The following is a 12,653-nucleotide window of genomic DNA, read 5'->3' as shown; positions in this document are numbered from 1 at the left end:
CTGAATGACTTAGCCGCCGAAAGAAAAACCGCTACGGCCAAAACCACCTCGAATTGGCGATGAAAAAGACGAGCTTTTCGCCGTGGTTGAAATCATGGGGCGGCCAGCACTCAAGTTGCTATAAGGATGTAAGGTATTGCCGCGAAAAGAAACTTCCCGATTATTTCGATAATACGCAGGTCCTAAATAATGGCCTGAACCAGAACTATGTCCACTTGAGCTATTTTCTTCTTCACAAGTTTCAGTATTCCAGTCGCGAGCACAGTCATATTGGTTGTTATATACATCTTGTACTAAAGGACCATCATTATGGCTACATGCCGTGAGCAATAAAGGCACCACGACAAGATTAATTTTTTTAGAACGCATGAGCCCCACACATTTTAATAAGTATGTTCGACATACAATGTCGAATAGATATTGTCTATTATGTTTCTGATTAGGAAAGATAAAGTTTAAGTTGGCATATAATATTAATCTGTTTTTTTAAAGTACAGCTTATTTTTAAAATTTAAAGCACAAGGCATCTCGCTTGTAGATGCCTTGTTTTGATGAATTAAGACTGTAACTGCTTTTTGTTGTGTCGTAAGGATAGATAAGCAGTAATTGCTAACACCAATACGATAAAGCTTAACGAGATCCAGATTGGCATGTGGAATACATCAAGCAACAACATTTTTGCACCAATGAACAATAAAATGATGCCTAAGCCGTATGGCAAGTAATGCAATTTGGTCGCAGCGCCAGCAAGCAAGAAGAACATTGCGCGTAAACCTAAAATTGCCATTAAGTTCGCCGTTAAAACAATAAACGGATCGCTCGTTACCGCGAAAATAGCAGGAATAGAATCTACCGCGAAAATCACGTCTGAAGCTTCAACCAAAATCAAAACTAGAAATAACGGCGTTGCCCACAATAAACCATTTTGACGGACAAAGAATTTGTCACCTTCAAGCTGCGGAGTAATACGCATGTGCTTACGTAGCCATTTTAAAACTTTGATATCTTCAATATTGGTTTCTTCTTCTTGACCTTTTAAGAACTTAAAGCCTGTGTATACCAAGAATGCACCGAAGATATAAAGCACCCAAGAAAACTCTTGAACGAACCATGCACCAATAAAGATAAAGAGAGTACGTAGTACGATTGCGCCTAATACGCCGTAGAGCAGGATTTTACGTTGTAATGCAGCAGGAATAGCAAACGCTGCGAAAATCATTAACCAGACGAAAACGTTGTCAATTGCGAGCGACTTTTCAAGCAAGTAACCAGCAAAGTATTCCATGGTTTTTTGATTTGCTAAGGTCACACCAGCAGTTTGCTGTAGATACAGCCATAAACCACCACCAAATAACGCTGCGACACTCACCCACGCCACGCTCCAGTAAGCAGCTTGCTTAATTGAAACATCCTGACCTTGCTTTTGCTTAAAGCCTAAAAAGTCTATCAGGAGCATGACAATGACAATGCCAAAGAATGCTACATACAGCCATAAATTGCCGATCGATTCCATAAAACCTCCACATCCGGCAATTGGGCATAAAAAAACCTTGACCCGTTGCCAGATGAATTAAACATCTGTACCAACATGATCAAGGTCTTGCCTACATCATGAATTTCATGATGCTCAGATACCGACTTTTTAATAAAAGTGTATTGACGATATCTGACACATAACATTGCTGTTATGTTTGGAGGAGGCTACTCCCCTTGTCAAACTAAATTCTGTTTTGGATAAAACATATCCAACTGCGCATAGAATGGCAGATTTTTTAGAATTACGCAACTGAACTTAATTTCGTGGTTTTTAACACTAAAAGGGCTCTAGAGGTTATTTAATTAAACCTCGATCTAAAAGCGGTTTACATATGATCTGGTAAAGGTGAATAAAGAATGCGGTTAAGCGCGTGCCGTAGGCATTCCAGAAGTAATATCCGGCTGTATTTACCAATAGCGCTACAATAAAAGCGCCCAACATATCTAAAGGGAAATGCACACCAAGATAAATACGCGACCATGCCACGACAAATGACAAGGATAGAAGAATTATTCCAATCAGTTTGCGCTGAGCAAATAAATAAGACAAAGCTATGGTGCTGAAAATCAGCATATGATTACTTGGAAAAGATGCCGTTGGTGCATGTTCGATAAAAGTAGTACCAATACCCATCACAAACGGTCTTGCGTGATGGTAAAACAGAGAAATAACATAACCTACTAAAAGCGACACGCAGGTCAAAAAGACAGATTTAACAACCCTATTTTTTAAATATTGGTCGCCATAGAACCATAAAAATGTAAGGATGAATAAAAGAATATAGAGGAGATCATTAGCAAAAAAGATAGCAAGACGAATGATAAATTGACTCGCATCCTGAGCCCCATTAATAACATGGAATAAGCCAAGGTTGAGTGTTTCTAAAGACATTCATATTCCAAACGAGAACAAAAACGTGAGCTATGATAAAGAATTAAGCTTAATGTCTTGATAAAGAATTGTCACAAAAATGAAATATAGTTTGTTTGTGAGTAAAGATTAAACAGCTTAGAACGATAATTTTTAATGCGCGATCTGGACGTTGATATTAAAGTGCTAACGTGTTGGCATTTTATTCGAGAACGTTATTTTATGACTACTCAAGAAAAACAGAAAAAATTAAGTTTGAGGCCTTTATCTCCAAGAGATCCAGAACAGCCGCATAGAGCAGCGACTCCCCTCGAATTATTGTTCGATTTAATTTTTGTGGTCGCGATTGCAACAGCAGGTCAGCAGTTACACCACGCCATTATTGAAAATCATCTATGGCATGCGTTACCAAGCTACTTGATGGTATTTTTTGCCCTGTGGTGGGCATGGATGAATTTTTCATGGTTTGCTTCGGCTTACGATAACGACGATGCGTTGTATCGATGCCTCACCTTTGTGCAAATTGCAGGTTCATTGGTGATGGCAGCAGGCATTCCTGATGTATTTCATAGTCAGGATTTTGATGTAATGATCATCGGTTATGTGATCATGCGAATGGCATTAGTTACCCAGTGGTTGCGTGCAGCAAAATATGATCCTGCTCGACGTATTACGGCTTATCGCTATGCAATAGGGATTGTACTGGTACAGATTGGTTGGTTGGCTGCCAATTTTACCCATGTACTTTCGGCCCCTTTATTTTTATTTTTAGCTGCTATGGAGCTATTTGTTCCCTACTATGCAGAAAAATATTCACCTACGCCGTGGCATCCACATCATATTGTAGAGCGTTATGCCCTGCTTACGATTATTGTGTTGGGTGAATCAATTATTGGTAGCTTTAATGCAATCCGCGATGCGCTGACGGCTCAATCTATTAATATTCCTGCCGTTTTTTTAATGATCGGTGGATTGATGCTTATGTTCGCGATGTGGTGGGCTTATTTTGACCGTAGTGAACAGCATCACCATTTGAAAGGTGTGCGCCCGTTTGTATGGGGATATGGTCATTACTTTGTTTTTGTGAGTATTGCTACAGTGGGTGCTGCGCTTGCAGCGGCAGTGGATGTCACTACTCATCATGCCCATATTTCCGATTTATATATGGGAATAGTCGTTGCGGTGAGTGTAGTGCTCTATACCACCTGTATTTGGGTGCTATATGAATTTGAATGTTTAGAGGGAATCAGCAAATGGTTTTACCCTATTACGGCCCTCATCATTTTATGTATTCCGTTTATTTGTAATAACGTGGGATATAGCGTTTTTGCGATGGGTATTGTCTATAGTTTACGTTTAATGGTTTCTAATAAATTTATAGCCAATATAGAACCAGAGAAAGTTTAAAATGGCTGAATAAAAAAACGGGTTTCAAATTGAAACCCGTTTTTTTATTGAATAATTAAAAGCAAAAGTTAAGCAGCTTTTGCTTTTAATGCATTCATTAATTTTTGATGTAATCCGCCAAAGCCACCATTAGACATAATCACAACTGCATCACCCTCACCTGCTTCATTGACAATACGTTCAATAATTTCATCAAGTGAACGGCTAACTTGAGCATGGTTAGACGCAGCTTCAATCACGGGGTTTAAATCCCAATCTAAACCTTCTGGCTGATACCAGATAACGTCATCTGCTAAGCGTGCTGAGTGTGCCAAGCCATCTTTATGGCTTCCCATACGCATGGTGTTTGAACGTGGTTCGATAATGGCCCATAAACGGCGTTCGCCTAAGCGTTTACGTGCGCCATCTAAAGTCGTGTCAATTGCAGTTGGATGGTGAGCAAAGTCATCATAAACCTCAATGCCATTGACTGTGCCGAGTAACTCCATACGACGTTTAACGCCACCAAAGTTAGACAAAGCTTCACAAGCTTGTTCAAGCGCCACACCTACATGCTGAGCGGCTGCAATGGTTGCTAAAGCATTCGCTACGCTATGTTGCCCTGTCATGGTCCATTTAACTTCACCAACGGCATTGCCATTTTCTAATACTTTAAAATGGCTGCCATCAATTGAAATTAATTCAGCAGATAAAGCAGCCTTTTCATTCGCTTCTAAACTTGTACGAATTACTGGTGTCCAGCAGCCCATTTCAAGTACTTCATCAATATGAGTTTCAGCAATTGGTGCAATAATACGGCCTTCACTTGGAATGGTACGAACAAGATGATGGAACTGCTTTTGAATAGCCGCTAAGTCATCAAAAATATCGGCGTGGTCAAATTCAAGGTTGTTTAAAATCGCCGTTTTCGGGTGATAGTGAACAAACTTAGAACGCTTATCAAAGAAAGCTGAGTCATATTCATCGGCTTCAACGCAGAAGTATTTGCCACCACCTAAACGAGCGCTTTCACTAAAGCCCAGTGGAACGCCGCCAATTAAAAAGCCTGGGTTTAAACCCGCCTGATCAAGTACCCAAGCCAGCATGGTTGTAGTCGTGGTTTTACCGTGAGTACCAGCTACACCAAGTACATGTTTACCTTGTAAAATGTGGTCAGCAAGGAACTGTGGACCAGAAATATATGGCAGACCTTCGTTAAGCATATATTCCACAGCATCAATACCACGTTTCATGGCATTTCCGACAATGACTAAATCTGGATGAGGCTGCAAATGACTACGATCATAGCCTTGCATGAGGGTAATACCTGCGTTTTCTAACTGGGTAGACATTGGCGGGTAAACGTTTAAATCGGAACCGGTTACCTTATGCCCTAAATCACGAGCTAAAAGTGCTAAAGAGCCCATAAAAGTGCCACAAATACCCAAGATATGCAGATGCATTGCTCGCCTTCTCCACTGCTTCTATACACAGCACGTCAAGTGTCTGCGCGTTCATTATTGATAAATTTGGCAGCAACGATAGCAAGGCTAAACGGGAAAAGATAGTCAAAAATCGTTGTTGTTCTATGTGTTTGAGGCCCTTATAAAAGTACAGCTTTATTTTTTGTATTTAAGCTGAATTACAGTTTTATCTTTTATAATGTTTTATATCTTTAATAATACTTAAATCATCGTGATGATGAGGGATGTGCCTTTGAGCCCAACGGTTTTAGCTTTTACGCTATTAATTATTTCTAACTGCTTTATGACGCTTGCATGGTATGGGCACCTCAAATTTTTGCACCATGCTCCACTCTGGCAAGCGATTTTATTCGGTTGGATTATTGCCCTGCTTGAATATAGTTTTATGATTCCTGCTACTCGTATGCTAAGTGCACAAGGTTGGTTACTCGGTGAAATGAAGATCACGCAGGAAGTGGTTACGTTGATTGTGTTTGTACCCTTTATGATTTTCTTATTTAAACAACCATTTAAACTAGATTACTTGTGGGCGATGTTATGTCTATTTGGTTGTGTTTATTTCGTATTTAGAAGCCAATAGTTTGCAATAGCTTGTATTGAATAATTGATTCTATACAAGCTATTACTTTTCCAAATACCTGATTATCTTGCTGGGTGTTTACACGCTTTTTTTAGAATTTTAGAAAATTATTGATCTCTTGGCGTTGGGTCTTCATAGTCAAAAGCATTGATTTCATTAAGCGCGCTATATTAATAAAATTTGAGAATGTGTCACTGTTAAACCATGACATTTTTTGATGATATTAAAAATATTCGCAGAGCTGGTCAGTTAAATTTTCGTGAGATGAAAAATCAGTCTATAATAATGGGCTTCCGAACCATTTAAAACTTGGCTCTCGTCGAGATTTATCTTCTTTTACTTTTGTCTCTGGAACATTAGCAATGAATGCGGCCGCAGCACAAGACGCTCAACCTCTCGTTGGAATTATTATGGGTTCTCAATCTGATTGGGCAACTCTCGAAAACACAGCCAATATGCTTAAACAGCTTGGTGTCCCATTTGAAGCGGAAGTGGTATCTGCTCATCGTACTCCAGATCGTTTATTTGAATATGCAGAAACTGCGCGTGATCGTGGTATTCAAGTGATTATTGCTGGTGCCGGTGGTGCAGCGCATTTACCTGGAATGTGTGCCGCAAAAACTGATTTACCTGTTTTGGGTGTGCCAGTGAAATCATCAATTTTAAATGGCGTAGATTCTTTGCTTTCAATCGTACAAATGCCAGCTGGTATCGCAGTAGGTACTTTAGCGATTGGTCCAGCTGGTGCGACGAATGCTGCAATTATGGCGGCACAAATCTTAGGTTTAACTCGTCCTGAAATCGCAAAAAATGTTGCTGATTTCCGCGCTGCGCAAACTGATAAAGTTGCAAGCAAAAATATTCCGGGTCAGGTGTAAGAGGCTGAGATGGATAAAACTATCGGTATTTTTGGTGGTGGGCAACTGGGTCGAATGATGGCTCAAGCGGCGTTACCATTAAATATTCAGTGTACTTTTTTTGAAGCAAATACAGATTGTCCAGCAGGTGTTTTAGGCCAAGTCTTTTCTAGCCAAGATGAGCAAGGTTTAAAGCAGTTTATTGAAAGTGCTGATGTTTTCAGTCTTGAGTTTGAAAATACACCAGTTGAAGATGTTGATGTTTTAACACAAACCAAAGCATTGCACCCTCCCCGTGTTGCTTTAGCAACTGCGCAAAATCGCTTGTCAGAAAAAGCATTGTTTGATGAACTTTCTATTCCTGTTGCGCCGTATCGTGCTGTAGATAGTTTGGAAAGCTTGAAAAAAGCTGTTGCTGAGCTTGGTTTACCGATTGTGCTTAAGACAGCAACTGGCGGATATGACGGTAAAGGTCAGTTTGTACTTCGTTCAGAAGACCAGATTGACACCGCTTGGGTTGAACTTGGTCCTGCAAAAAGTCTAGTCGCCGAAAGCTTTGTTAAATTCTCTCGCGAAGTTTCAATTATTGCGGTGCGCGGCCAAAATGGTGAAGTAAAAACTTGGCCATTGGCTGAAAATCACCACCATAATGGCATTTTATCGCATTCAATTGTTCCAGCACCGAATAGTGAAGCTTTACAGCCTGTTGCTCAAGACTACATTACGCGTTTGCTGAATCACCTCAATTATGTTGGTGTGCTGACTTTAGAGCTATTTGTGACAGAACAAGGTTTGTGTGCAAATGAGATGGCACCACGTGTGCATAACTCAGGTCACTGGTCAATTGAAGGCGCTGTCTGTTCTCAGTTTGAAAACCATATTCGAGCTGTTGCAGGTCTTCCATTAGGTTCAACAGACGTTGTTCGTCCAACGGTCATGATCAATATTATTGGTCAGTATCCTAAAACTGAAGATGTACTTGCCTTAAATGGTGCTCATCTACATCTTTATAACAAGTCAGAACGTGCTGGCCGTAAGTTAGGCCATATCACTTTAATGCCTGTGGATAGCAATGAATTGACGACCTTATGCCGTCAATTGGCGAAAATTTTGCCAGAACCACTCGCCCTAACAGCAGATATGACCCTCTAAATACTTTTGATTTTGCAAAAAAGCGATCTTCGGATCGCTTTTTTTATCTTTTAAATTTAAAAAATAATAAATCATGAGTATTTGGAGTTTGTGGATAACTTTTTATAGGGATTTTTGAATTTAAATATTGGTGGTTTTTTTAAATTTAAAAAAGGGAAAACAAGTTTTCTACACTGTTTCGAATTTAAAGTTAGTTATCCACAAGAGAGTTTGATTTATAACAGATGGTGGAGGCTATATCTTTTGAATTCAAAACTAATGATGTTTGTTGAAGCATTTTTAAATTCAAAATAACGTGGCAAGTTTGAATTTAAAACATGGGGGTGGTTTTTGAATTTAAAAATACAGATTGTTCGGTTGATTGGATTTGCCGTGTCATAAAGAATGATGAAATATAGAATGGAATCAATAAATAGTACTGTTTTTCTCGACTGTGGATAAGTTTATCCACAGAAACACATGTTTTATAGTTTAAATTTAAAATAAGGTTTTTGAATTTAAACTATGCGCTATTATTTTGAATTCAAAACTGGAGATGTACACTGGTTGAAGTTTTAAATTCAAAATAAAGTGAAAAATTTGAATTTAAAACACTGGAAATGAATTTAAAGAAGAGATTATGAATTCAAATTTACGTTTTCTCTCTGAAATTTTAGACTCATAATGGTATGGTACTTAAAAATTTAAATTCAAAAATTGAAACTGGGATAATATGCGACGTTTTTCTTGTATTGTTGGCTCTGTATTTTTAGCAATGACTCAGGCTCAAGCAGAGCTCGTAATTAATGGTTCTGCAATATCTAGCAGTGCCACTGTTCCGGCAGTGACTAACGAAAATTATACGCCTAATAATAATTTCCAAAGTTGTTTGGCAAATTTACGCTCTCAAGCGATTGCTGCTGGAGTCTCTGGTACAACCTATGATCGTTACACTCAAAACTTAACTCCAGATTATTCGGTTATTGATAAGTTAAATTATCAACCAGAATTTTCGACACCAATTTGGGATTATCTTTCTGGCTTGGTCGATGAAGAGCGTGTTGAGCTTGGAAAACAAAAGTTGGCGCAATATCGCGATGTTTTAAATCGTGCTTCTCAAACCTACGGCGTACCACCAGAAACAATTGTGGCAGTGTGGGGTGTTGAAAGTAATTTTGGTGATATTTCTGGAAAATATCCTTTATTACAAGCACTCGGAACTTTAAGTTGTGAAGGTCGCCGACAAAGTTATTTCCGTACTGAATTTTTTGCCACAATGCGTATTTTACAGCGTGGTGACTTAACCGAAGATCAACTGAAAGGTTCATGGGCTGGGGCATTTGGACATACGCAATTTATGCCATCGACCTATGAACGTTTAGCGGTTGATTTTGATGGAGATGGTCGTCGCGATTTGGTGTCTAGTACAGTTGATGCATTGGCTTCAACGGCTAATTTCTTAAATAAAGCGGGTTGGCAAGCAGGAATGCCATGGGGTTTCGAAGTAAAAGTTCCCCAAGGTATGTCAATTGATGGAGAAGGGCGACGCTCAAAGAAAGCTTTAAGTAGCTGGAGTGCGCGAGGTGTTACTCGAATTGACGGCTCTCCACTTGTTCAAGGGGCTTTATCTAGCAGTACTTCGGCAGGTTTAATGGCACCAGCAGGTGTAAATGGTCCAGTATTCTTAGTGTTTAAGAATTTTGATGCTATCTATAGTTATAACGCTGCGGAAAGTTATGGCCTTGCAATTGCTCATCTATCTGATCGTTTAAAAGGCGCTCGTCCTTTTGCGACATCTTGGCCAACTGATGATCCAGGAACTTCACGTGCAGAACGTCGTGAAATCCAACAGTTTTTGATTAATCGTGGCTACGATATTGGCGCGGTTGATGGTCTTATTGGGGATAAAACCCGTGTAGCTATTCGTCAAGAGCAAACTCGTTTAGGTTTAAATCCAACCGGACGAGCAGGGCAACAAATCTTACACGCATTCCGTCAAGAACAAGCCCAAAAAATGATGCAATAAACTGAAAATAATAAAAAGGTCTGCACATGCAGACCTTTTTTATAAGTATTTGTATAAGATTGCTAATCTAATTTAACCGCTTCTAATATATCAAAAATAACTGAAGTGACATCTTGGCTTAAATCTCGATCATTAAAGATTTCATACGCAGTGATAGTAACATCTGTATCACTTGGTAATTGCTTTTGTTCTTCTTCAATTAAATGTTCAATCGGTAGCAGAGTCTGTTTCACTTCAAGATGCAAAATATCTTTATAATCAATATTTTCATCTTCAAGCTCGATTTCATGCTCATTGAAAAAGGGAATTAGAATAGAATGAAGATACGGTTTGATTTCAATAATATCAAACAGTTCAATATCGCGTGTTTGTTCAATTGTGCTGATATGATCATTTACTTCAATCAGGATATGATAGTAACTCATCTTGATCTCCATTCTATTTTCGTTAGCTCTTATGACCACAATAACATGACTTTGATATGAATTTCGATGTATCTATCTAGAAATAGATACATCATTTTATATCAAGTTCTTAATTATTGAGGTAAAGCGCTCAATAGATCACGATCAGCATCGGTAAGGCCAGTGATTTTTCTGTCACCATCTTTACGAACTGAGTACATCAATGCATTTGGCTGATCACTGTGTTTTAAACCAAGTGCATGTCCTAACTCATGAGCAATCGTCAAACGTAAATCATCAATAGACTTGAACTCATAAATCACAATTTGTTTGCCGTTGTAGATACCTTTTTTAAAGACATCTGCTTGAGCATTCTGCTTAAATTCATTTAATGAATTATTAAACTCATTATTAATCTGATTAAAATGAGTGACTTTGACATTTAAATCTTTAGCTTGCTCATTATATGCAGCAATTTCTTTCTTTAAAGCAACAGTTTGCTTTTGCAAATCTTTCTGGGTTTTAGCCAAAGATTTAGCACTATATTCAGGTGCTAATTTGCCTTGGTTAAGTTGCATCATTTGCTGGTCAAGATTTTTCAATTTGCCATTCAAAATCTGCTTTTTATTTTCAAGTTCAGATTGAGTTTGACCAAGGGTTTGCTTCAATTGCTTAATTTGTTGCTGTTCATCAATTACACGTTGCTGTTCTTGCTGGAACTGACCTGCAATTTTTTGACGCTGTTCAGAACGACTTTGACCATTATCGTAAACTAGACGAATTTCTAACTTTGCATTTGGATCATAAGTAAAATAATCCTGCCCAGTGCCTTGTTTCCAAATATCTGCAGCTTGTTGGCTAATCTGAATCAATTGATCTTGGCTCAAACCAAAACGTGGATCAATTTCAGCAATTTTATAAGTCAGGTGCTGCCCCGCTTTTTGCTGAATTTGAGTATGAGCTGGAGTGGCAAGATTAGCATTAGCCTGAAAATTAGAAAAAGCAAAGGCTACGCCTAGTAACAAAGATGTTAAACGCATAATAGAAGAGGGGGAGATTTTAAAAAAAACGTATTATAAGAATATAAAGTGAAAAATCAATCAAAAAACATACAATTAAGATAAATAAATGAGACTTTAGTCTCATTAGTTTTTACCAAATGCAAAATTATTTTTTAGATAAAATTTAATATGTTTAGTTTTATTTAGTTTTTTTAATCATTTAACTTTAATGATTTTCCTTAATTGAACTATAAATTGAGCCTAATAACTCTAAATCTGAATCTGTTAATTTGAAATTATGAATATCTTGCTCTTTTAAACGGGGGTACATTAAAGATTTGGGATCAGTGGTATGTTTTAGTCCTAAAGCATGGCCAAACTCATGAGCAAGGGTCAAACGTAAATCATTTAAAGAAGCATAACCGTAAATTTGAATATGGTTTTGACTGAATAAGCCTTTATGAAAGGTCTGAATACTGGCTTTTTGTTCTAGTTTAAATTGTGTCATTAAAGTTGTTAAATCGCTTTGCTCTTGATTTAGTTCTTTAATTTTTATGTTAAGCATTTGAATTCTAAAATTTAAATTATTTGATTCATTTTGCAAATTTCCAGATATTTGCTGTAGTTGATTTTGTCGCTCTTTTAATTCATCGGCAAGATAGTATCGATGTTCCCCTTGATTAAAGTATGTTACGTCTCGTTGATAGTGTTCAAATTCAGCTTTTAGTCTGATCTTTTTTTTGTTCAAATCAGATGATAGCTGATCAATTTCTTGTTTGTTTAAAATAATCTCTTCATTTTTAATGCGCCATTGTTCCTGCTTTTGTAAAAGAGCATTTAAATTTTCTTGTTGTTCACTTTTAATAATTTGATGATCATCATAAATTAAGTTAATTGTTAACTGCGCTTCTGAATCATAAGAAAAATAGGTTTTTCCCGTCTCTTTGTGCCAGATTTCAGCAGCTTGTTGGCTTACTTCAATAAGTTGCTCTTTAGTGAGTTGAAACCGTGGGTCAATAAAAGCAATTCGATACTTTAAAGGCTGATTAGATGAACCAATTGGTAGATTACTTTGAGCAAAGATCGTCGTTTGTAAGCCTATGCATAAACACAAGCTAAGTCCCCACCATAGAAATTTTTTCATGGCAAAATAAAAAAATATAAATAAATCTTATTGTTAGCTACTTAATTAATTTCGTCAAAATGATAAAAAATGCAGGAGAGTGGGGGAATTTGTGATCTGGCTATAAAAATTTAAAAAGATGTTTTTATACTTGGCAATAATGGAATAATTAATGTAATAAGTAACAATGTCTTTTCGTTTATAAAATCTTTTTTATAATTAATAGATTAGTTTTTATCATTGATCTTTTTGAC

The 12,653-nt window shown here is 37.6% G+C and carries 11 protein-coding genes and 1 pseudogene; 5 read left to right on the top strand and 7 right to left on the bottom strand.

Annotation, left to right across the window (positions count from 1 at the left end; translation table 11 throughout):
- Nucleotides 1-9 precede the first annotated feature (9 nt).
- From ACB088_RS16235 to ACB088_RS16225, 3 genes are all read right to left on the bottom strand, one after another.
- Complete coding sequence (locus ACB088_RS16235) at nucleotides 10-369, bottom strand: hypothetical protein (RefSeq protein ID WP_375037454.1); 360 nt, start codon at nucleotides 367-369, stop codon at nucleotides 10-12.
- Between the two features lie 187 nt (nucleotides 370-556).
- Nucleotides 557-1,513: a TerC family protein gene (locus ACB088_RS16230; RefSeq protein WP_151745243.1), complete on the bottom strand. Its 957-nt coding sequence runs from the start codon at nucleotides 1,511-1,513 to the stop codon at nucleotides 557-559.
- A 318-nt stretch (nucleotides 1,514-1,831) separates the two neighbouring features.
- Nucleotides 1,832-2,428, bottom strand: a complete 597-nt coding sequence (locus ACB088_RS16225; protein WP_375037453.1) for a phosphatase PAP2 family protein — start codon at nucleotides 2,426-2,428, stop codon at nucleotides 1,832-1,834.
- Between the two features lie 135 nt (nucleotides 2,429-2,563).
- On the opposite strand from ACB088_RS16225, the gene ACB088_RS16220 reads away from it, so the two are divergent.
- The gene (locus ACB088_RS16220; protein WP_375037452.1) at nucleotides 2,564-3,814 is read left to right on the top strand and encodes a low temperature requirement protein A; all 1,251 of its coding nucleotides are present in this window, start codon (nucleotides 2,564-2,566) and stop codon (nucleotides 3,812-3,814) included.
- Nucleotides 3,815-3,882: 68 nt separating this feature from the next.
- Here the strand turns inward: ACB088_RS16220 and mpl are convergent, their stop codons facing one another.
- On the bottom strand, nucleotides 3,883-5,256 hold the full coding sequence (gene mpl, locus ACB088_RS16215; RefSeq protein WP_375037451.1) for a UDP-N-acetylmuramate:L-alanyl-gamma-D-glutamyl-meso-diaminopimelate ligase: 1,374 nt from the start codon (nucleotides 5,254-5,256) through the stop codon (nucleotides 3,883-3,885).
- A gap of 238 nt (nucleotides 5,257-5,494) precedes the next feature.
- Between mpl and ACB088_RS16210 the strand changes: the two genes are divergently transcribed.
- From ACB088_RS16210 to ACB088_RS16195, 4 genes are all read left to right on the top strand, one after another.
- Nucleotides 5,495-5,857, top strand: a complete 363-nt coding sequence (locus ACB088_RS16210) for a DMT family protein (RefSeq protein WP_080547845.1) — start codon at nucleotides 5,495-5,497, stop codon at nucleotides 5,855-5,857.
- Nucleotides 5,858-6,219: 362 nt separating this feature from the next.
- Nucleotides 6,220-6,735, top strand: a complete 516-nt coding sequence (purE, locus tag ACB088_RS16205; RefSeq protein ID WP_002115451.1) for a 5-(carboxyamino)imidazole ribonucleotide mutase — start codon at nucleotides 6,220-6,222, stop codon at nucleotides 6,733-6,735.
- Between the two features lie 9 nt (nucleotides 6,736-6,744).
- Entirely contained in the window at nucleotides 6,745-7,866 is a 1,122-nt protein-coding gene (locus ACB088_RS16200) for a 5-(carboxyamino)imidazole ribonucleotide synthase (RefSeq protein WP_375037450.1), read from the top strand.
- A gap of 712 nt (nucleotides 7,867-8,578) precedes the next feature.
- Nucleotides 8,579-9,871 (top strand): lytic murein transglycosylase, encoded by a 1,293-nt coding sequence (locus ACB088_RS16195; protein ID WP_375037449.1) that lies wholly within the window; start codon nucleotides 8,579-8,581, stop codon nucleotides 9,869-9,871.
- A gap of 62 nt (nucleotides 9,872-9,933) precedes the next feature.
- On the opposite strand, the gene ACB088_RS16190 is transcribed toward ACB088_RS16195, so the two are convergent.
- The 3 genes and pseudogenes from ACB088_RS16190 to ACB088_RS16180 form a co-directional block, all read right to left on the bottom strand.
- Complete coding sequence (locus ACB088_RS16190; RefSeq protein ID WP_080595501.1) at nucleotides 9,934-10,308, bottom strand: hypothetical protein; 375 nt, start codon at nucleotides 10,306-10,308, stop codon at nucleotides 9,934-9,936.
- A gap of 101 nt (nucleotides 10,309-10,409) precedes the next feature.
- Nucleotides 10,410-11,421, bottom strand: a pseudogene (locus ACB088_RS16185) (M57 family metalloprotease).
- A gap of 81 nt (nucleotides 11,422-11,502) precedes the next feature.
- Nucleotides 11,503-12,420 carry a matrixin family metalloprotease gene (locus ACB088_RS16180; RefSeq protein ID WP_375037448.1) on the bottom strand — a complete coding sequence of 306 codons (918 nt, stop codon included), beginning with the start codon at nucleotides 12,418-12,420 and terminating at the stop codon, nucleotides 11,503-11,505.
- Nucleotides 12,421-12,653: the final 233 nt, after the last annotated feature.

Source organism: Acinetobacter sp. RW6, from assembly GCF_041956835.1.
Classification (GTDB): Bacteria; Pseudomonadota; Gammaproteobacteria; order Pseudomonadales; family Moraxellaceae; genus Acinetobacter; species Acinetobacter calcoaceticus.
This window is presented reverse-complemented; position numbering and strand designations above follow the sequence as displayed.